Source organism: Pseudoxanthomonas suwonensis 11-1, from assembly GCF_000185965.1.
GTDB lineage: Bacteria > Pseudomonadota > Gammaproteobacteria > Xanthomonadales > Xanthomonadaceae > Pseudoxanthomonas > Pseudoxanthomonas suwonensis_A.
The window spans coordinates 869,469-887,480 of record NC_014924.1 but is presented as its reverse complement, the minus strand read 5'-3'; the positions used below and the strand labels follow the sequence as shown (position 1 = coordinate 887,480).

21 protein-coding genes are annotated in these 18,012 nt (G+C 71.6%); 11 read left to right on the top strand and 10 right to left on the bottom strand.

Annotated features, from left to right (window positions below; all coding sequences use genetic code 11):
- Positions 1–344 precede the first annotated feature (344 nt).
- The 4 genes from PSESU_RS03945 to surE are packed head-to-tail and all read right to left on the bottom strand — an operon-like array spanning position 345 to position 3,276.
- On the bottom strand, positions 345–1,127 hold the full coding sequence (locus tag PSESU_RS03945; protein ID WP_428992110.1) for a peptidoglycan DD-metalloendopeptidase family protein: 783 nt from the start codon (positions 1,125–1,127) through the stop codon (positions 345–347).
- A 50-nt stretch (positions 1,128–1,177) separates the two neighbouring features.
- A complete protein-coding gene (locus tag PSESU_RS03940) occupies positions 1,178–1,792 on the bottom strand; it encodes a YqaA family protein (RefSeq protein WP_013534477.1) in 615 nt (204 codons plus the stop codon).
- Positions 1,793–1,795: 3 nt separating this feature from the next.
- Complete coding sequence (locus PSESU_RS03935) at positions 1,796–2,485, bottom strand: protein-L-isoaspartate(D-aspartate) O-methyltransferase (RefSeq protein WP_013534476.1); 690 nt, start codon at positions 2,483–2,485, stop codon at positions 1,796–1,798.
- Complete coding sequence (surE, locus tag PSESU_RS03930; RefSeq protein WP_013534475.1) at positions 2,482–3,276, bottom strand: 5'/3'-nucleotidase SurE; 795 nt, start codon at positions 3,274–3,276, stop codon at positions 2,482–2,484. Before surE ends, PSESU_RS03935 begins: the two co-directional genes overlap by 4 nt.
- Before the next feature lie 66 nt (positions 3,277–3,342).
- Between surE and PSESU_RS03925 the strand changes: the two genes are divergently transcribed.
- From PSESU_RS03925 to PSESU_RS03900, 6 genes are read left to right on the top strand one after another with little or no spacing between them, the layout of a single operon-like run.
- Entirely contained in the window at positions 3,343–3,894 is a 552-nt protein-coding gene (locus PSESU_RS03925) for a Smr/MutS family protein (RefSeq protein ID WP_013534474.1), read from the top strand.
- A gap of 47 nt (positions 3,895–3,941) precedes the next feature.
- Positions 3,942–4,967 carry a UDP-3-O-(3-hydroxymyristoyl)glucosamine N-acyltransferase gene (gene lpxD, locus PSESU_RS03920; RefSeq protein WP_203415177.1) on the top strand — a complete coding sequence of 342 codons (1,026 nt, stop codon included), beginning with the start codon at positions 3,942–3,944 and terminating at the stop codon, positions 4,965–4,967.
- On the top strand, positions 4,964–5,422 hold the full coding sequence (fabZ, locus tag PSESU_RS03915) for a 3-hydroxyacyl-ACP dehydratase FabZ (protein ID WP_013534472.1): 459 nt from the start codon (positions 4,964–4,966) through the stop codon (positions 5,420–5,422). The genes lpxD and fabZ overlap by 4 nt, the downstream gene beginning before the upstream one ends.
- A gap of 8 nt (positions 5,423–5,430) precedes the next feature.
- Positions 5,431–6,219, top strand: a complete 789-nt coding sequence (gene lpxA / locus PSESU_RS03910; protein WP_013534471.1) for an acyl-ACP--UDP-N-acetylglucosamine O-acyltransferase — start codon at positions 5,431–5,433, stop codon at positions 6,217–6,219.
- Positions 6,219–7,439: a lipid-A-disaccharide synthase gene (lpxB, locus tag PSESU_RS03905; protein WP_013534470.1), complete on the top strand. Its 1,221-nt coding sequence runs from the start codon at positions 6,219–6,221 to the stop codon at positions 7,437–7,439. Before lpxA ends, lpxB begins: the two co-directional genes overlap by 1 nt.
- Entirely contained in the window at positions 7,436–8,137 is a 702-nt protein-coding gene (locus PSESU_RS03900) for a ribonuclease HII (protein ID WP_013534469.1), read from the top strand. The genes lpxB and PSESU_RS03900 overlap by 4 nt, the downstream gene beginning before the upstream one ends.
- 81 nt (positions 8,138–8,218) lie before the next feature.
- On the opposite strand, the gene PSESU_RS03895 is transcribed toward PSESU_RS03900, so the two are convergent.
- On the bottom strand, positions 8,219–8,698 hold the full coding sequence (locus tag PSESU_RS03895) for an FKBP-type peptidyl-prolyl cis-trans isomerase (protein ID WP_013534468.1): 480 nt from the start codon (positions 8,696–8,698) through the stop codon (positions 8,219–8,221).
- Positions 8,699–8,826: 128 nt separating this feature from the next.
- On the opposite strand from PSESU_RS03895, the gene PSESU_RS03890 reads away from it, so the two are divergent.
- Both PSESU_RS03890 and PSESU_RS03885 read left to right on the top strand, forming a co-directional pair.
- Positions 8,827–9,333 carry a C40 family peptidase gene (locus PSESU_RS03890; protein WP_428992104.1) on the top strand — a complete coding sequence of 169 codons (507 nt, stop codon included), beginning with the start codon at positions 8,827–8,829 and terminating at the stop codon, positions 9,331–9,333.
- A gap of 106 nt (positions 9,334–9,439) precedes the next feature.
- Positions 9,440–10,210 carry a C40 family peptidase gene (locus PSESU_RS03885; protein WP_013534466.1) on the top strand — a complete coding sequence of 257 codons (771 nt, stop codon included), beginning with the start codon at positions 9,440–9,442 and terminating at the stop codon, positions 10,208–10,210.
- Between the two features lie 300 nt (positions 10,211–10,510).
- Here PSESU_RS03885 and PSESU_RS03880 read toward each other — a convergent pair whose 3' ends face one another.
- Entirely contained in the window at positions 10,511–11,785 is a 1,275-nt protein-coding gene (locus PSESU_RS03880; RefSeq protein ID WP_013534465.1) for a dicarboxylate/amino acid:cation symporter, read from the bottom strand.
- Positions 11,786–11,994: 209 nt separating this feature from the next.
- Between PSESU_RS03880 and PSESU_RS03875 the strand changes: the two genes are divergently transcribed.
- Positions 11,995–13,692, top strand: coding sequence for an alkaline phosphatase (locus PSESU_RS03875; RefSeq protein WP_013534464.1), 1,698 nt, complete (start codon positions 11,995–11,997; stop codon positions 13,690–13,692).
- A 77-nt stretch (positions 13,693–13,769) separates the two neighbouring features.
- Here the strand turns inward: PSESU_RS03875 and PSESU_RS03870 are convergent, their stop codons facing one another.
- Positions 13,770–14,225 carry a CopD family protein gene (locus PSESU_RS03870; RefSeq protein ID WP_013534463.1) on the bottom strand — a complete coding sequence of 152 codons (456 nt, stop codon included), beginning with the start codon at positions 14,223–14,225 and terminating at the stop codon, positions 13,770–13,772.
- Between the two features lie 250 nt (positions 14,226–14,475).
- On the opposite strand from PSESU_RS03870, the gene PSESU_RS03865 reads away from it, so the two are divergent.
- The gene (locus tag PSESU_RS03865) at positions 14,476–15,066 is read left to right on the top strand and encodes a class I SAM-dependent DNA methyltransferase (protein WP_013534462.1); all 591 of its coding nucleotides are present in this window, start codon (positions 14,476–14,478) and stop codon (positions 15,064–15,066) included.
- A gap of 3 nt (positions 15,067–15,069) precedes the next feature.
- Here the strand turns inward: PSESU_RS03865 and PSESU_RS03860 are convergent, their stop codons facing one another.
- From PSESU_RS03860 to pdxH, 3 genes are read right to left on the bottom strand one after another with little or no spacing between them, the layout of a single operon-like run.
- Positions 15,070–15,867 (bottom strand): cobalamin-binding protein, encoded by a 798-nt coding sequence (locus tag PSESU_RS03860; protein ID WP_013534461.1) that lies wholly within the window; start codon positions 15,865–15,867, stop codon positions 15,070–15,072.
- Positions 15,867–16,316, bottom strand: coding sequence for an aminoglycoside 6'-N-acetyltransferase (aac(6'), locus tag PSESU_RS03855; protein WP_013534460.1), 450 nt, complete (start codon positions 16,314–16,316; stop codon positions 15,867–15,869). The genes PSESU_RS03860 and aac(6') overlap by 1 nt, the downstream gene beginning before the upstream one ends.
- Positions 16,313–16,915 carry a pyridoxamine 5'-phosphate oxidase gene (gene pdxH, locus PSESU_RS03850; RefSeq protein WP_013534459.1) on the bottom strand — a complete coding sequence of 201 codons (603 nt, stop codon included), beginning with the start codon at positions 16,913–16,915 and terminating at the stop codon, positions 16,313–16,315. Before pdxH ends, aac(6') begins: the two co-directional genes overlap by 4 nt.
- A gap of 39 nt (positions 16,916–16,954) precedes the next feature.
- Here pdxH and PSESU_RS03845 point away from each other — a divergent pair, with 39 nt between their 5' ends.
- Positions 16,955–17,782 (top strand): hypothetical protein, encoded by an 828-nt coding sequence (locus tag PSESU_RS03845; protein WP_013534458.1) that lies wholly within the window; start codon positions 16,955–16,957, stop codon positions 17,780–17,782.
- Positions 17,783–18,012: the final 230 nt, after the last annotated feature.

Here is an 18,012-nt window from a genome sequence, read left to right as displayed (position 1 = left end):
CGGGGATTCGCCCCGAATACCAGCGCCCGCTTACTTCTTGGGCAGGTACAGCAGCGGATCGACCGACTTGCCGTTGTAGCGGGTCCGGGACGCGCGCTTGCGATCCACCGGATCGCGCGCGGACCGGACGCCCGGCGCATGCAGGCGCCGGGCCGGGGATCCGCTCCCGACGCGTCGGCGTTGCCGGTTACTTCTTCGGCAGGTACAGCAGCGGATCGACCGGCTTGCCGTTGTAGCGGGTCCGGGACGCGCGCTTGCGATCCACCGGATCGCGCGCGGACCGGACGCCCGGCGCATGCAGGCGCCGGGCCGGGGATCCGCTCCCGACGCGTCGGCGTTGCCGGTTACTTCTTCGGCAGGTACAGCAGCGGATCGACCGGCTTGCCGTTGTAGCGGATCTCGAAGTGCAGCTTCTCGCGGTCGGTGCCGGTGCGGCCCATCTCGGCGATCTGCTGACCGGCCTTCACCGCCTGGCCTTCGCTGACCAGGCGCTTGCGGTTGTGGCCGTAGGCCGACAGCCACTGCTCGTTGTGCTTGACGATGATCAGCTCGCCATAGCCCACCAGGCCGGCGCCGGAATACACCACCACGCCGTCGGCGGCGGCATTGACCGCCTGGCCGCTGCTGCCGCCGATGTCGATGCCTTGGCGGGTGGCGTTGCCCTCGACGTAGGTGCTGAGGGTTACGCCCTGGGCCGGCCACTGCCAACGGATGCCGCTGGCCACCGGGGCGGCGGCCGGACGCGGGGCCGGAGCCGTGGTGGTGGTGCCGGCCGTGGTTCCGGTCGAGGACGCCGGGGTCGCCGGCTTGCCGGTGGCGATCGTGGTGGTCCCCTTGGCCGGCGGCTTGCTGGTCCCGGACGAGGCCGTGCTGCCGGAACTGGCGCCCAGCGCCAGCCGTTGGCCCGGATAGATCGTGTACGGCGCCGACAGGCGGTTCCAGCGCGCCATGTCGGCCACGGTGACGTTGTTGCGCCGGGCGATCGAGTAGAGCGTGTCGCCGCGCTGGACGACCACGCTCGCACCGGGCTGCCCCTGCGACGGCGCGGCCGAGGTGCCGGAGGTGCCGCTGCCGGCCGCGGGACTGCGCACCACGGTGCTCTTGCCGCACGCGGCAAGCATGGCCATCAGCGCCAGCGCCGCCAGCAGGCGCCAGGACGGGGAACGACCCTCGGGAATCATGCGAACTTTGCCCTCCAGACAAGCCAGGCCACCACGGCGGCGACCAGCGCGGTCGCGACCCACCCCAGCGGCTCGATCCAACGCCGCAGCGCCTCCGCGGCGCGCGCGCCGCCGAAGCGGATCGCCGCGGCCAGCAGGTACACGCGCTTGCCACGGCCGACGAGCATGCTCAGGAAGTACGGCAGCAGCGGTACGCCGACGATACCCGAGGCCCAGGTGAAGACCTTCATCGGGATCGGCATGAAGCCGCCCAGCACCAGGAACCAGAACACCGCCCAGGGCGACTCGGCCATCTTGGCCTGGACCGTGGCGATGCCCGCCTCGATGCCCGGCAGCATGCCCATCATCGCCAGCAGCGGCTTGATCGCCTCGAAGGCGAAGTGGCCCAGGGCGTAGCCCACCATGGCGCCAACCATCGAACCGGCCAGGCTGAGGGTGGCGAACCACCAGCCGCGTTTGGGCTGGGCCACGCACATCGGCGCCAGCATCACCTCCGGCATTACCGGGAAGATGATGGCCTCGATGAAGCTCAGCACGGTCAGGTAGGTCGGGGCGCGCGGGTGGGAAGCCCAGCGCAGGGCACGGTCGTAGAGGGGGCCGAATACCTGCATGTGTCAGTCCAGGGTTCCTGCCAGCAGGGGCACGAACACCACCGGCGCCAGCGTCTGTTCTTGGATGGAGCCGTCGGGCTGCCTGACCAGCTGCAGCAGCGACTGCGCGGAGGCGCCGCCGACCGGGGCGACCAGCATGCCGCCGACGGCCAGCTGGTCCAGCAGCGCCTCGACCAGGGCCGGGGCGGCGGCGGTGACCACGATGGCGTCGTACGGGCCATGCTCGGGCCAGCCGATGCGGCCGTCGTCGTGCTTGCTGCGGATGTTCATGCCCAGCGTGCGGAAGCGCTTGCGCGCCTGCCGCAGCAGCTCGCCGATGCGCTCGACGGTGTACACCTCCAGCCCCAGCGCGGCGAGGATCGCCGCCTGGTAGCCGGAGCCGGTGCCGATCTCCAGCACCTTCTTCGGCTGCACCGCCAGCACCGCCTCGGTCATGCGCGCCACCACCCAGGGCTGGGAGATGGTCTGGCCATGGCCGATCGGCAGCGCGGTGTCCTCGTAGGCACGGCTGGCCAGGGCCTCGTCCACGAACAGGTGGCGCGGCACCAGGCGCACGGCGTTGAGCACGTTCTCGTCGACGATGCCGCCGTTGGCGCCACCCTCGCGCAGGCGCTGGACCAGGCGGTCGCGCACGCGCTGCGAGGTCATGCCGACGCCGACCACCTCCGGCTGCAGGCGCAGGCGCGGGGTCACGCCGCTGCCTCCGGGTCGCTGCTGGCCAGCGATTCGGTGAGCCCGCCGACCCAGCCGGCGACCTTCTCCAGCGCCTGGTAGCGGGTCAGGTCGACATGGATCGGGGTAATGGAAATGTGTCCGCTGCGCACGGCGTGGAAGTCGGTGCCCGGGCCGGCGTCCTGCTCCGGGCCGGCCGGACCGATCCAGTACACCGTGCGGCCGCGCGGGTCCGCCTGGGCCACGCAGGCCTCGGCGCGGTGGCGGTTGCCCAGGCGGGTGACCTCGAAGCCGCGCAGGGCCTCCCAGGCCAGGTCCGGGACGTTCACGTTGAGGATGGTGTCCGCCGGCAGCGGGTCGGACTTCAGCCGCGCCACGATCTCCACCGCGGCACGCGCGGCGGTCGCGTAGTGCCTGGCCTCGTGGTTGCGGGTGTCCAGCGACACCGCCACCGCCGGCAGGCCCAGGAAACGCCCTTCCATGGCCGCCGAGACGGTGCCGGAATAGATGACGTCGTCGCCCAGGTTGGCGGTGTTGTTGATCCCGGAGACCACGATGTCCGGCTCGAACTCGAACATGCCGGTCAGGGCCAGGTGCACGCAGTCGGTCGGCGTGCCGGCGACGGAGCAGGTGTAGTGGTCCAGCCGCTTGACCCGGATCGGCAGGTCCAGGGTGAGCGAATTGCTCGCGCCGGACCGGTCACGGTCGGGCGCCACCACGTAGACCTCGTGTCCGGCATCGCGCAGCCCCTGGGCCAGGGCGTGGATGCCGGGGGCATCGACGCCGTCGTCGTTGCTAACCAGTACGCGCATGGGCTTCCTCGAAAACGCACCGATGATACCGGAAGCGCACCCGCCTTCGCCGGACGGCGGTCGCGGATGCGGCTGCGGTACCCTGCGCCGATGCACGAGGAAGACGACGACTCCGCCCTGTTCCGCGCCGCGGTCGGCAAGGTCGATCCGCTGCGGATCGATGCCACCCCGCCGCCGGCCAAGCCGCGGCCGCGCCCCGCGGTGCGCCGCGAGGCCGAGCCGTCGGGTCCCGGCGGCATGGCCGGACTGCTCGCCGAGTCGCCCGATGCGGTGCTGTTGCGCGGCGATGCCAGCGCGTTCCGCCGCGAGCGGGTCAATGCGCGCGACTGGCAGCGGCTCCGCCGTGGCCAGTTCTCGGCCCAGGACGAGCTGGACCTGCACGGCGCCAACGCGCTGGAAGCCGAACTGCTGGTGGCTCGCTTCCTCGGCGAGTCGCGGGATGCCGGCTTCGGCTGCGTGCGCATCGTCCACGGCAAGGGCGGCGCCGACGGCGTGCCCGTGCTCAAGAACCTGGTCGACCGCCTGCTGCGCCAGCGCGGCGAGGTGCTGGCCTTCCATTCCGCGCCGCCGGCCCAGGGCGGCACCGGGGCCCTGCTGGTGCTGCTGTCCCGGCGCTGAGCCGGGACGCGGCCGGACCCGTTGCCGGGGACGCTAGAATGCGCGCCATGGACCATCCCGAATTCACCGCCGCCGCCCTGGCCGAGCGCTTCTCGCTGCAGCTGCAGGGCGATGGCGCCACCGTCGTGCGCGGCGTCGCCACCCTGGCCAGCGCCGGCCCCGGCCAGCTGGCCTTCCTCGCCAATCCGCGCTACCGCAGCCAGCTGGCCGATACCGGCGCTTCGGTGGTGGTGGTGCGCGCCGACGATGCCGCCTCCGTGCAGGGCACCGCGCTGGTCGCGCGCGATCCGTACGTGGCCTTCGCCCGCATCTCGGCCCTGTTCGAGAAGCTGCCGGCGCGCGCGCCGGGCATCCATCCCAGCGCCGCGATCGACCCGACCGCCGAAGTCTCGCCGGATGCGCACGTCGGCCCGTTCGTCTCCATCGGCGCGCGCTCGAAGGTCGCGACCGGCTGCGTGATCGGCCCCGGCTGCGTGATCGGCGACGACTGCGAGCTGGGCGAAGGCTGCGAGCTGCAGGCCCGCGTCACCCTCTACACCCGCGTCCGCCTGGGCAAGCGCGTGCGCATCCTGCCCGGCGCGGTGCTCGGCGCGGCCGGCTTCGGCCTGGCCATGGACGCCGGCCAGTGGGTCAACGTGCCGCAGCTGGGCGGCGTGGTGGTCGGCGACGACTGCGAGATCGGCGCCAACAGCTGCATCGACCGCGGCGCACTGGACGACACCGTCCTCGAGGAGGACGTGCGCATCGACAACCTGGTCCAGATCGGCCACAACGTGCGCATCGGCGCGCATACCGCGATGGCCGGCTGCTCGGCGGCCGCCGGCAGTGCGAAGATCGGCCGCTACTGCCTGGTCGGCGGCGGCGCCGGCATCCTCGGCCACCTGGAGGTGACCGACAAGGTGCTGGTCACGTCCATGTCGCTGGTCACCCATTCCATCCGCGAGCCGGGCGAGTACTCCTCCGGCACGCCGCTCACCGACAACCGTACCTGGCGGAAGAACGCCGCCCGGTTCAAGCAACTGGATGCACTGGCGCGCCGCGTCAACGCCTCCACCCAGGGAAGCCCCGAATGAACGAAACCGTGCAGTTGCCCATCGACGTCACCACCATCCGGACGCTGATCCCGCACCGCTATCCGTTCCTGCTGGTCGACCGCGTCGACGAGCTGGACATCGAGGGCAAGCGCATCGTCTGCCGCAAGAACGTCTCGATCAACGAGCCGTTCTTCATGGGCCATTTCCCCGGCCAGCCGATCATGCCCGGCGTGCTGATCATCGAGGCGCTGGCCCAGGCCGGCGGCGTCCTGACCCAGCTGACCATGGGCCGCGACGCGCAGTCCAAGCTGTTCTACATGGTCAAGGTCGAGAACGCGCGCTTCAGCAAGCAGGTCGTCCCCGGCGACGTGCTGGAGCTGCACGTCTCGGTCAAGCGGGTGATCCGCAACATGGCCGTGTACTACGGCGAGGCCAAGGTCGACGGCGAAGTCGTGGCCTGCGCCGAAGTGCTGTGCGCCGGCACCCGCGAGTGAACCAGGCAATGAACGACAAGGCCCAGATCCACCCCACCGCGGTCATCGATCCCGCCGCCCGCCTGGGCGAGGGCGTGAGCGTCGGCGCCTTCACCGTGGTCGGCCCGGAGGTCGAGATCGGCGACGGCTGCCAGATCGGCCCGCACTGCAGCTTCACCGGCCCGACCCGGATCGGCAGCGGCAACCGCTTCATCGGCCACTGCGCCATCGGCGGCGAGCCGCAGGACAAGAAGTTCGCCGGCGAGCGCACCGAGCTGGTGATCGGCGACCGCAACGTGTTCCGCGAGTTCGTCACCGTCAACCGCGGCACCGGCAACGGCGGCGGCATCACCCGCATGGGCGACGACAACTGGCTGCTGGCCTACAGCCACGTCGCCCACGACTGCATCGTCGGCAACAACTGCGTGTTCTCCAACAACACCACCCTGGCCGGCCACGTCACCGTGGGCGACTGGGTGATCATCAGCGGCTTCGCCGGCGCCCACCAGTTCTGCCGGATCGGCGACCACGCCTTCCTCGGCATGGGCGCGCTGGTCAACGGCGACGTGCCGCCGTTCACCATGGTCGGCGGCAACTCGCTGGGCCGCCCGCGCGGCATCAACAGCGAAGGCCTCAAGCGCCGCGGCTTCGATGCCGAGCGCATCGCCGCGATCAAGCGCGCCTACCGCACGCTGTACGTGGCCGGCCTGCCGCTGGCCGAGGCGCGCGAGCAGCTGGGCGTGCAGGCCGAATCCAGCGACGACGTGCGCCAGCTGCTGGACTTCATCGACGGCGGCGAGCGCCCGCTGCTGCGCTGATGCACGGCGCTTCCGTCCACGCCCCCGGCCTGCGCGGCGGCAACCCGCCACGGATCCTGCTGGTCGCCGGCGAGGCCTCCGGCGACGGCCTCGGCGCCGGCCTGGTCGAGGCCCTGCGCCAGCGCTACCCGGATGCGTTGTTCGCCGGCGTCGGCGGCGATGCCATGCGCAATGCCGGGGTCGAGACCTGGCACGACGCCAGCGAGCTGGCGGTGATGGGCCTGGCCGAGGTGCTGCGCCACCTCCCGCGCCTGCTGAGGTTGCGCCGCGAGCTGCGCGAGCGCGCCCTGGCCTGGCGCCCGGACGTGGTGATCGGCATCGATGCCCCGGACTTCAACCTGGCCGTGGAACGCTGGTTCCGCGAGCGCGGCATCCCCACCGTGCACTACGTCAGTCCCTCGGTCTGGGCCTGGCGCGAGAAGCGCGCGGAGAAGATCGGCGCCAGCGCCGACCGGGTGCTGTGCCTGTTCCCGATGGAGCCGCCGATCTACGCTCGCCACGGCGTGGACGCGCGCTTCGTCGGCCACCCCATGGCCGATGCCATGCCGCTGCATCCGGACCGTGCCGCGGCCCGCGCCCGCCTGGGCCTGCCGGCCGATGCACCGGTGCTGGCGGTCCTGCCCGGCAGCCGCCTGGGCGAGATCAACCGCCTGGGCGGGATCTTCCTGCATGCCGCCTGGCAGGCCAGCGAGGCGATCCCGGCCCTGCACGTGGCCATTCCCGCCGCCGGCGACGCCGCGCGCGGGCTGCTGCAGGAGCAGCTGAAGCGCTCGCCCATCCGCTCGGCGCAGACACATCTATATGACGGCCAGGCCCGCGACGTGCTGGCCGCAGCCGACGTGGTCCTGCTGGCTTCCGGCACCGCCACCCTGGAAACCATGCTGTCCAAGCGGCCGATGGTGGTCGGTTACCGGGTCGCGCCGCTGACCTACCGCCTCGTCAAGGCGCTGGGCCTGCTCAAGGTCGACCGCTACGCCCTGCCCAACATCCTCGCCGGCAAGGACCTGGCCCCGGAGCTGATGCAGGACGACTGCACGCCCGAGGCCCTGTCCGCGGCGGTGCTGCACTGGCTCGACAATCCCGCCGCGGTGCAAGCCCTGCAGCCGGAATACGAGCGCCTGCACCTGGAGCTGCGCCGCGACGCCTCGGCCTCGGCGGCGGCGGCGATCGCCGAGCTGCTGGGGCCGCGCGATGGCGCGACCGGGGAAGCCACGGCATGAGCCGGCGCGCGCTCCGGATCGCCCGCAGCTTCATGCCCGAAGGCGCCGACGGCGGGCTGTTCCCGATCGACCGCAAGCAGCTGCGCGTGGCCGGCGTGGACGAGGCCGGGCGCGGCCCGCTGGCCGGACCGGTGGCGGTGGCGGCGGTGGTGCTGGACCCGCGCCGCCGCATCCGCGGCCTGGACGACTCCAAGAAGCTCAGCCACGCCCAGCGCGAGGATCTGTACCCGCGCATCGTCGAGCGCGCGCTGGCCTGGCACGTGGAACTGGTCCCGGTCGACGAGATCGACCGCCTGAACATCCTCCAGGCGACCCTGGAAGGCATGCGCCGCTGCGTCCTCGCGCTGGGCGAACACGCCCAGCTGGCGCGGATCGACGGCAACATGCTGCCGCGCTCGTTGCCGTGCATGGCCGAGGCGATCATCGGCGGCGACGCCCTGGAGCCGGCGATCATGGCCGCCTCGATCCTGGCAAAGGTCAGCCGCGACCGGCTGATGTGCCAGCTGCACGAGGAATTCCCGGTCTACGGCTTCGCCGAGCACAAGGGCTACGCCACCCCGGCGCACCTGGCGGCGCTGGCCAGCCACGGCCCCTGCGTGCACCACCGCCGCAGCTTCGCGCCGGTGCGCCAGGCCGCCGGCGAGCCGGTGGCCGAGGGTGACGCGGCGATGGTCGCCGGGGACCTGGCCCTGGCCTGACCCCGGGCGCTCCGCGCTGCACCTCCAAAGCAGAACGGCCCGCTTGCGCGGGCCGTTCCATTTGAAGCCTGTACCTGACGCTCAGTGGTGATGGCCACCGTCGCCGTGCACGTGGCCGTGCTCGACTTCCTCGGCGCTGGCCTCGCGCACCTCGACGATCTCCACGTCGAAGTGCAGGTCCTTGCCCGCCATCGGGTGGTTGAGGTCCACGTCGACCACGCTCATGCCGACCTTCTGGACGGTCACGGCGCGCGGGCCGAAGTTGGTCTGCAGGACGACCTGCATGCCCGGGGCCAGCTTGGTGTTGCCGAAATGCTTCTTGGGAATGCGCTGGCTCAGGCCGTCGCGACGCTCGCCGTAGGCCTCGGCGGCCGGCACGTCGACGCTGAAGCTGGCGCCGGCTTCCTTGTCCATCATCGCCTGCTCCAGGCCGGGGATGATGTTGCCGTGGCCGATGAGGATCGCGATCGGCTCACGCTCCTTCGAGCTCTCAAGCGGCTCCTGGCCGACTTCGGAGACGGTGTAGTGGAAACGGACGACGCGGTCTTTTTCGATCTTCATGCGCAACTCGGTGTGGCTGCCGGCGGCAGCGGGGGATGGGCGGCTTGCCGGCCGCGGGCACCGCGGCCATGATGGCCGCCGTGAGGAAAGCGCCGCATTATCCCGTCCCCTTCCCATCCTTGCCAGCCGTGGCCTGGAGCGCCCTGGCCGCGGTGCTGCTGGCCGCCGGCTGCGGCGGCGGCAAGGCGACCCGTCCCTCGGGGACCAAGGCCCCGGCCCAGGCCCGGCACTGGCCGCAGGTGAAGCCGGCCAACCCCGCCGCGGCCAACGCCGTGACCCTGCGCGCCCTGAGCCTGGTCGGCACCCCCTACCGCTACGGCGGCAACACCCCGGAGGCCGGCTTCGACTGCAGCGGCCTGGTCAATTACGTGTACCGGGACATGCTCGACCTGCGCCTGCCCCGCAGTTCGCGCGAGCTGGCCGAGGTCCAGGGACCGAAGGTGGCACCGGAGAAGCTTGCCGCCGGCGACCTGGTGTTCTTCGGCAGCGGCCGCCAGGTGAACCATGTCGGGATCTACGTGGGCGAAGGCCGTTTCGTGCATGCCCCGACCACCGGCGGGACCGTGCGGCTGGACCATCTGGACGGCTATTACTGGCGCGATCACTACTCCGGGGCGCGCCGGGTACTTCATTGAAACGTGAAGCCTATCGGAACGATTCACGAATCTTTAACTTTTTGTAAACATCAAGGCGGCGTGAAGCCGGCATGATGCCCCGGTCCTGAATTTCCGTGACCGCCGCGTGACGACAGAAGCCTGGGCCCAGCGCCCGCAAGCCGCCAACGCCGCCCGCATCCGCCGGGCGTCCCGGTTCGTATACCTGATCTGCCTCGCCCTTCCGGCCGCCCCGCTGTTTGCAGCCCCGGCGCCGGTCGAGCCGGAACCGTTGGTCCCGGCCACCGAGCTGGCCATCCCCGTCCCGGCCGAAGCGATCCCGGCCGCGGCCAAGGCTCCCCAGGTCGCCGCGGCCCAGTCCGCCGGCCTGCGCGGCAAGGCCGACGCCGCCGCCAGCGCCACCCTCGCCGCCCTGCTGCCGCACCTCTCGCGCAACGACGGCATGCTGCTGGACCGCTCGGCCAACTTCGCCGGCGACATGAACCGCCTGCTCAACGACAGCCAGCCGCAGCCGGCCGGCAAGCTCGAGCAGGTGGTGAAGTCGGCGATGGGCCTGCTGGGTACCCCGTACCGCTGGGGTGGCTCGGGTCCGGACGGCTTCGACTGCAGCGGCCTGGTCAGCTACGTGTTCCGCAGCGCCCTGGGCATCGAGCTGCCGCGTGCCTCGCGCGACATGGCCGCCAAGTCCGACGGCAAGCTGATCGCCAGCCGCGATGAGCTGAGCCCGGGCGACCTGGTGTTCTTCGGCCAGCGCGGCCGGGTCAACCACGTCGGCATCTACGTCGGCAGCGGCCAGTTCCTGCATGCGCCCAGCCGTGGCAAGGACGTCCGCGTGGACACCCTGGCCTCCGGCTACTGGGGCAGCCGTTTCCTGCAGGCGCGCCGGGTCGAGATCTGATCCAGCCCCTCTTGCTACCAGAAGGCCGCCCCCAGGGCGGCCTTCTGCGTTGTGGGTCCGGGAAACACGAAACTGGCCGACTGGACCTGCGGCGCCGGAGCACCAGGCGGCGGTGCCATGCCACTGGCCCCAGCGTCCGCCGCGACGATGGACCTGGGAGACACAAGCGGGGACGCGCCAGCCTGGGCGCGATCCTCAACCAATCAGTATCGTTCCGGTGCAGGGACCGTGTGACTTGCCAGGATGTACCCCGCGCTTGCCCGCGACCGGAATCCTGGGACGCGACGTCGGCGCGAGCGCCTAGTCGCGCACTTCCGCCGAATCGATCCCGACGTTGCTGGATGCCCGCTCGTACACCGCGCGGTCCAGCAGTCCGGTCTCCTTGGCCACCAGCACCGGCACCAGCATCTGACCGGTGACGTTGGTCATCGTGCGCATCATGTCCAGGACCCGGTCGATCGCCACCAGCAGGGCGATGCCCTCCAGCGGCAGGCCGGCGGCGCTCAGCACCAGGGTCACCATGACGATCGCCGTGCCCGGCACGCCGGCGGTGCCGAAGCTGCCCAGCACCGAGGCCAGCAGGATCACGAAGTACTGGTTGATGCTCAGGTCCAGGCCGAAGTACTGGGCCACGAACACGCTGGTCAGGGCCGGATAGATCGCGCCGCAGCCGTCCATCTTGATGCTGGCGCCCAGCGGCACCGCGAACGCCGCGTAATCCTTGTCCACGCCCAGGTTATGGGTGGCGCAGCGGATGGCCACCGGCATCGAGGCGAAGCTGGAGGAGCTGACGAAGGCCACCTGCATGCCCGCGGCCGCGCCGCGGAAGAACTTCAGCGGGTTCAGGCCATGGGCCAGCAGCAGGCCGCCATAGGAAAGGACGATGTGCAGGGCGCAGGCCAGGTACAGGGCGAACACGAAGCTGCCCAGCGGCAGCAGCTTCTCGAAACCGTAGCTGCCGACCAGGCCGGCGATCAGGCCGAAGGTGCCCAGCGGGGTCATCTCCAGCACGAAGCGCGTGACCTGGACCATGGCGTCGCTGGCCTCGCCGACCAGCGCGCGCAGCCGCGCGGTCTTCTCGCCGAGCTTGACCAGGGCGAAGCCGAGCAGGCCGGCGAAGAAGATCACCTGCAGGATCTTGCCCTCGGCCAGGGCCTTGAACGGATTGGTCGGGACCACGTCCAGCAGCACCTGCACCGGGGTCGGGACCTCGCGCGGGGTGTAGTCGGAGGCCATCTCCAGCCCGCTCAGGCCCATGCCCGGCTTCAACACCAGGCCGACCACCAGGCCCACGACCACGGCCAGCGCGGCGGTGGCGGCGAACCACAGGAAGGTGCGCCCGCCAAGGGCGGCCACCGACTTCTGCCCGTGCAGCGAGGCCACCGCGTTGACCACCGCGAACAGCACCAGCGGCACCGCGATCATCCGGATCAGGTTGACGTAGATCGTACCCAGCGGGCCGAACCAGGTCTGCGCCGCCGGTCCCAACAGCCATCCGGCCAGGGCGCCCAGCACGAAGCCACCCAGCACGCGCTGCCAGAAGGGAATGGCCAGCCAGGCCTTGACCAGGTTCATCGTCGATCCGGATTGCAGCAAAGGCGGAACGATACCCCGATGCCCCGGCGCTGGCGACGACGCCACTGGAACGCCGGCGTGTCATAGGCATGACAGAGACGCTGGCCGATAATGCACGTCCATCCCACCACGCATGCACCGTGGCCGTGGCCGTGCCCGCGCCCGTGCGCAGGCCAGGCCGCGGCGGCCTGCGCCCTTCCGGACCTGCAATGCCCCGTACCAGCCGCGCCCTTCCACTGGCCCTGCTCAGCGCCCTGCTTCCCGCCGCCTGCGCCAGCACCTCGCCCTCCGTTGCCGACACCTCCGCAGCTGCGCTGCGCGTCGAAGTCCCCACGATCACCCATCCGGCCGGCGAGACCCCGCAGTGGTGGTACCGCAGCGGCGCCGCCAGCGCGGCCGCCAACGGCGCCATGGCCGGCAGGGCAAAGAACGTCATCCTGTTCCTCGGCGACGGCATGAGCCTGACCACCGTGGCCGCCGCACGCATCCTCGAAGGCCAGCGCAAGGGCGGCCCGGGCGAAGAGAACCTGCTGAGCTGGGAGCGCTTCCCGCGCACCGCCTTCAGCAAGACCTACAACGTGGATGCGCAGACGCCGGATTCGGCCGGCACCATGACCGCCATCACCACCGGCGTGAAGACCCACATGGGTGCGATCGGCGTTTCCGCCGGCAGGCGCGACGACTGCGCCGACAGCCTCGGCAAGCAGCGCCTGACCTGGCTGCAGCTGGCCGATGCCGCCGGCATGGCCACCGGCATCGTCAGCACCGCACGCCTGACCCATGCCACCCCGGCCGCGACCTGGGCGCACTCGCCCGACCGCAACTGGGAAAGCGACGCCGACATGCCGGCCGAGGCCCACGCCCAGGGTTGCCTGGACATCGCCCGGCAGATGGTCGCCACTCCCTACGGCCCCGGGCCGAAGGTGATGCTGGGCGGCGGCCGCGGGCAGTTCCTGCCGGCCGGGGTCCGCGACCCCGAATACCCCGACAGGACCGGCCTGCGCCTCGACGGCCGCGACCTGGTCGCCGAGTGGAAGGGCGCCCACCCCGGTGGCGTCTACGTCTGGAACCGCGAGCAGCTGCAGGCCGCCGCGGAGGCGCCGGCTGTGCTGGGCCTGTTCGAGCACGACCACCTGCAGTTCGAGCACGAGAAGGACCGCGCCGCCGAGCCCACCCTGGCGGAGCTGACCGCCGAGGCGATCCGCCGCCTGTCGCGCGACCCCAACGGGTTCGTGCTGATGGTCGAGGGCGCGCGCATCGACCACGCCAACCACAACGGCAACGCCTTCCGCGCCCTGGACGAGACCGTGGCCATGTCCGAGGCGGTACGCGTGGCCGCGGAGATGACCTCGGCCGAGGACACCCTGATCCTGGTCACCGCCGACCACTCGCACGTGCTGAACTTCACCGGCTACCCGACCCGCGGCAACCCGATCCTGGACAAGGTCCGCGGCTCGGCGCGCGAGGACGGCTCGCCGGGCGAGTACGCCCGCGACAACTCCGGCCTGCCCTACACCACGCTCAGCTACGCCAACGGCCCCGGCCACACCGGCGCCAGCAACCGCCAGCCGGCCGGCCCCAAGACCTATCCGCACTCCCCCTCCAGCGCCGAGCCGGCACTGGGCCGTCCCGACCTGACCCGGGTCGACACCACCCGTCCGGACTACATGCAGGAGGCACTGGTGCCGCTGAAGTCCGAGACGCATGGTGGCGAGGACGTGGGCATCTGGGCGCGCGGCCCGGGTAGCGAGGCGGTGCGCGGCACGCTGGAGCAGAACACGATCTTCCACGTGATCGTGCAGGCCACCCCGAAGCTGCGCGAGCGCCTGTGCGCGGCCGGCACCTGCGATGCCAACGGCGTGCCGGTGGAACTGCCGCAGCCGGAACGGTTCCAGCGCAAGGACTGAGCCACGAACGAAGACGGGCCGCTCCGGAGGGAGCGGCCCGCCTGCAGTGGAAGCCGGTTGGCCGCGCCGGCGCGGGGTCAGAACGGCTTGGCCAGCACCAGCCAGACGATCACCAGCAGCACCAGCACCGGCAGCTCGTTGAACACGCGCAGCGCGCGCGAGGACGCCAGCGGCTTGCCCGCAGCGGCGTTCTTCAGCCAGCGCCCGGTGAGCACGTAATAGACCACCAGCAGCACGACCAGGGCGAGCTTGGCGTGCAGCCAGCCGGCCGGCGAACCGACCATCGTGGGAAACCCGTCGATCACCCGGTGGCCCAGCCACAGCACCAGGCCGGCGACGAAGGCGAGCCCGAACATGTTGTGGCCGAAGCGGTACAGGCGGCGCCCCATCAGCACCAGGCGCTCGTGCACCTGCGGCTGCCCGCCGGCCTCGGCGATGTTGACCAGGATCCGCGGCAGGTAGAAAACCGCCGACATCCACGCCACGACGAACAGGATGTGGAAGGACTTCACCCAGAGATAGGCCGGATACATGCGCGTCACCTGTGGTTGGAATGCGCGGATTGTCGGCCATCGCGGGCATGGCGTCGAACGGTTGCCGGCCTGCGCCGGGACGACGCGGGGCGGTACTGTCCCCAGCGGGGTCTAAACTCTGTCCTTCGACGCGAAACCCGCGCCCGCTTACCTCCTCGCCCTCGCCCGGCGCAGGCCGGGAGCCGGTGGATTTCGCTCCCCGCCTTCCGCCTCCGCGCCCGCGGCGCGCCATTCCGCACATGCCCCGCCAATGACCAAGACCTACGACCGCGCCTACTTCGACCGCTGGTACCGGCAGCAGAACATCCAGGATCCACGCCGGCTCGAGCGCAAGGTGGCGCTGGCCGTGGCCACCGCCGAGTACTACCTGGAGCGTCCCATCCGCACGGTCCTGGATATCGGCTGCGGCGAGGGTGCCTGGCGCAAGCCGCTGCTCAAGCTGCGGCCGAAGGCCAGCTACCTGGGCTTCGATTCCAGCGAATATGCGATTGCCCGCCACGGCGCGCGGCGCAACCTGCACCTGGCCCGCTTCGGCGATTTCGAATGGCTGCGTCCCTGCGCGCCGGTGGACCTGCTGGTGTGCTCGGACGTGATCCACTACCTGCCCACGCGCGAACTCGGCCGCGGCCTGCCCGGCCTGGCCGAGCTGTGCGGAGGCGTCGCCTTCCTCGAGGCCTTCGCCGCCGAGGACGAGTTCGAGGGCGACACCGACGGCTTCCAGTCGCGCAAGGCCAGCTGGTACCGCCGCAAGTTCCAGGACGCCGGACTGACCCCGGTCGGTTCCTACTGCTGGCTCGGCCCGCGCATGGCCGCCACGGCCGCCGCGCTCGAGCGCGGCTGAGCCTCAGCCGGCGCGGCGCCGGACCCAGGCGTCGATCACGGCCTCGATCGCGGCCAGGCCGTCGGTCAGCGCCGCCGGCCCCGGCTGCAGGATCAGCGGCGAGCGGATCTCGTGCAGCTCGCCATCGCGCACCGCCGGGATCGCATCCCAGCCCGGCCGCGCCGCGACCCTGTCGGGCCGGAACTTCTTGCCGCACCACGAGCCGAGGATGATGTCCGGCGCGCGCGCGACCACCACCGACGGATCGGCGAGGATGCGGTCGCGCGCCAGCGACTGCGAGGCGTGCTCCGGGAACACATCCTCGCCTCCGGCGATGCGCACCAGTTCGGCCACCCACTGGATGCCGGTGATCAGCGGCTCGTCCCACTCCTCGAAGTAGACCCGCGGCCGCACGCCGCGCTGCCCGGCGCGTTCGCGAGCCGCATCCAGCCCGCGCTGCAGCTCGCCGGCCCATGCATCCGCCTTCGCCGCGACGCCGACCAGCGCGCCCAGCCGGCGGATGTAGTCGAGGATGCCGTCGACGCCGCGGTGGTTGGCGATCCACACCTCCACACCGCGCCGCACCAGCTCGGCGGCGATGTCGGCCTGGATGTCGGAGAAGCCGATCGCCAGGTCCGGCCTGAGCGCCAGGATCGCCTCGACCTTGGCGCTGGTGAACGCGCTGACCTTGGGCTTCTCGCGCCGCGCCCGCGCCGGACGCACGGTGAAGCCGCTGATGCCGACGATGCGGTCCTGCTCGCCCAGCGCGTAGAGCGTCTCGGTCGGCTCCTCGGTGAGGCAGACGATGCGGCGCGGCCCCATCAGCCGACCCGCTTGCGGAAATAGACCACGCGCTCGGTCTCCTCGAAGCCGCAGGCGCGGTGGGCGGCGTGGCTGGCGCTGTTGTCCAGCAGTGCGTCGGAAGCCAGCTCGGTGCAGCCCAGGCCGCGGGTCCAGGCCTCGACCGCACGCAGCAGGGCGCGGCCCACGCCGCGGCCGCGCCAGCCGGGGGCCACGTACCAGGCCTCGATGAAGCCGACCGGCGAGCTCGCGGTGCCGTTGACGTAGTCGTGCCGCAGCGAGGCCTCGGCGATCCCGACCAGCTGGCCATCGGCCTCGGCCACGAACACCCCGCCATCGACCGCGTGCAGCAGGTCGGACGCCTCGCTGGCCAGCAGTTCCGGATCCACCTCCGGCCACAGCGCGGCACGCAGCGCCGCCCAGGCCGGCAGGTCCGCTGCGCGCGGTGGCCGCACGCGTGCCGGGTTCACGGCTGCAGCATCCGCTTGGACCAGCTGCCGTCGGCGCCGCGCTCGTAGCTCCAGCGCTCGTGCAGGCGGAAGCCGGCGCCGTACCAGAACTCGAACGCGCGCGGCACCACGCGGAAACCGCTCCAGCCCGCGGGGCGTGGCACCGGTCCGTCGGCGAAGCGCGCCTCGACGTCCGCCAGCGCGGCGTCGAAGTCGGCCCGCGAGGCCAGCGTCTGCGACTGCCGCGAGGCCCACGCGCCAAGCTGGCTCATGCGCGGGCGGCTGGCGAAATAGGCATCGGCCTCGGCGTCGTCGACCAGCCCGACCTCGCCCTCGACCCGCACCTGCACGCCGGCCTCGCGCAGGTGGCGCCACAGGAACAGCAGGGCGGCATGCGGGTTTGCCCGCAGGTCGCGGCCCTTGGCGCTGTCCAGGTGGGTGTAGAACACGAAGCCGCGCTCGTCGTACGCCTTGAGCAGCACCGTGCGTGCGTGCGGCCGGCCTTGAATGTCTGCGGTGGCCACGGTCATCGCGTTGGGATCGACCATGCCGCTGGCGCGGGCCTCCTCGAGAAGCCGGCCGAAGGTTTCCAGCGCCTCGGCGTACAGCGGATCGGTCATGACGGCTCCATGCGCGGCAGGGGCCGGTATTGTGGCGCCATGGACACCGCGACGCACGACGCAGGCTTTCCGGAGGCGCTGGTCCGCACCGCGCTCGAAGGCCTGCCGCGCACGCCCGGCATGCAGGTGCTGGGCATCAGCGGGCTGCAGGGCAGTGGCAAGTCCACGCTTGCCGCCCAGGTGGTCCGCGCCGCCGGAGAGGCCGGGCTGTCCGCCGCCGGCCTCTCGCTGGACGACTTCTACCTCACCCGCGAGCAGCGCCTGCGCCTGGCCGCCACGGTGCATCCGCTGCTGGCCACGCGCGGTCCACCGGGCACCCACGACGTGCCCTTGGCTTTGGCCACGATCGATGCCCTGCGCGCCGGCGACACCCCGCCGCTGCCGCGCTTCGACAAGCTGGCCGACGACCGCCTGCCGCCAGGACAGTGGACGCGTCCGACGCGCCCGCTGGACCTGCTGGTGTTCGAAGGCTGGTGCCTGGGCGTGCCGGCCGAGGACGAGCAGGCCCTGGCCACGCCGGTGAACGCTCTGGAAGCCGGGGAGGACCCCGACGGCACCTGGCGCCGCTACTGCAATGACGCCCTGGCACGCGACTACCCGGCGCTGTGGTCGCGGCTGGACCGGCTGTGGTTCCTGCAGCCGCCCGGGTTCGACGCGGTGTACGAATGGCGCTCGCAGCAGGAGCAGGCGCTGCAGGCCGCCAGCCCCGGCCGCCGCGGCATGGACCCGGCCGCCCTGCGGCGTTTCATCGGCCACTACGAGCGGGTCAGCCGCCAGGCACTGCGCACCCTGCCGGACCTGGCCGACACCTTGGTGCAGCTGGACCACGGCAGGCACATCATCGGCAGGAGGACGGCACAAACCTAGACGTCCGGCCCAACATCGCACTTTTGGGATTGTTCTGATGGCACCCGCCAAGCGCCGGAGCGCAGAGTCGTCCCCCATGGGGAAATGGAGCGGTCGACAGGAGCAGTGCCAGGCCGTAGGGCACAGCACCGCCCACCGGGCGAACGATCACGCCGATTCCCTTCCTTCCTGGCCGCCCCCTGTCGGACCTGCCCACTCCCCCGGGGCATCCATGGCGGCCCGTCCGGGCC

Bases quoted from the DNA above. Each gene is read 5' to 3' on its own strand.
- PSESU_RS03880 (WP_013534465.1), bottom strand. From the start codon at position 11,785: ATGAACCTGGTCAAGGCCTGGCTGGCCATTCCCTTCTGGCAGCGCGTG.
- PSESU_RS03945 (WP_428992110.1), bottom strand. From the start codon at position 1,127: ATGGCCATGCTTGCCGCGTGCGGCAAGAGCACCGTGGTGCGCAGTCCC.
- pdxH (WP_013534459.1), bottom strand. From the start codon at position 16,915: ATGACCGATCCGCTGTACGCCGAGGCGCTGGAAACCTTCGGCCGGCTT.
- PSESU_RS03940 (WP_013534477.1), bottom strand. From the start codon at position 1,792: ATGCAGGTATTCGGCCCCCTCTACGACCGTGCCCTGCGCTGGGCTTCC.
- PSESU_RS03895 (WP_013534468.1), bottom strand. From the start codon at position 8,698: ATGAAGATCGAAAAAGACCGCGTCGTCCGTTTCCACTACACCGTCTCC.
- PSESU_RS03925 (WP_013534474.1), top strand. From the start codon at position 3,343: ATGCGGCTGCGGTACCCTGCGCCGATGCACGAGGAAGACGACGACTCC.
- lpxD (WP_203415177.1), top strand. From the start codon at position 3,942: ATGGACCATCCCGAATTCACCGCCGCCGCCCTGGCCGAGCGCTTCTCG.
- lpxA (WP_013534471.1), top strand. From the start codon at position 5,431: ATGAACGACAAGGCCCAGATCCACCCCACCGCGGTCATCGATCCCGCC.
- PSESU_RS03875 (WP_013534464.1), top strand. From the start codon at position 11,995: ATGCCCCGTACCAGCCGCGCCCTTCCACTGGCCCTGCTCAGCGCCCTG.
- PSESU_RS03870 (WP_013534463.1), bottom strand. From the start codon at position 14,225: ATGTATCCGGCCTATCTCTGGGTGAAGTCCTTCCACATCCTGTTCGTC.
- PSESU_RS03860 (WP_013534461.1), bottom strand. From the start codon at position 15,867: ATGGGGCCGCGCCGCATCGTCTGCCTCACCGAGGAGCCGACCGAGACG.
- PSESU_RS03865 (WP_013534462.1), top strand. From the start codon at position 14,476: ATGACCAAGACCTACGACCGCGCCTACTTCGACCGCTGGTACCGGCAG.
- surE (WP_013534475.1), bottom strand. From the start codon at position 3,276: ATGCGCGTACTGGTTAGCAACGACGACGGCGTCGATGCCCCCGGCATC.
- PSESU_RS03845 (WP_013534458.1), top strand. From the start codon at position 16,955: ATGGACACCGCGACGCACGACGCAGGCTTTCCGGAGGCGCTGGTCCGC.
- PSESU_RS03900 (WP_013534469.1), top strand. From the start codon at position 7,436: ATGAGCCGGCGCGCGCTCCGGATCGCCCGCAGCTTCATGCCCGAAGGC.
- lpxB (WP_013534470.1), top strand. From the start codon at position 6,219: ATGCACGGCGCTTCCGTCCACGCCCCCGGCCTGCGCGGCGGCAACCCG.
- fabZ (WP_013534472.1), top strand. From the start codon at position 4,964: ATGAACGAAACCGTGCAGTTGCCCATCGACGTCACCACCATCCGGACG.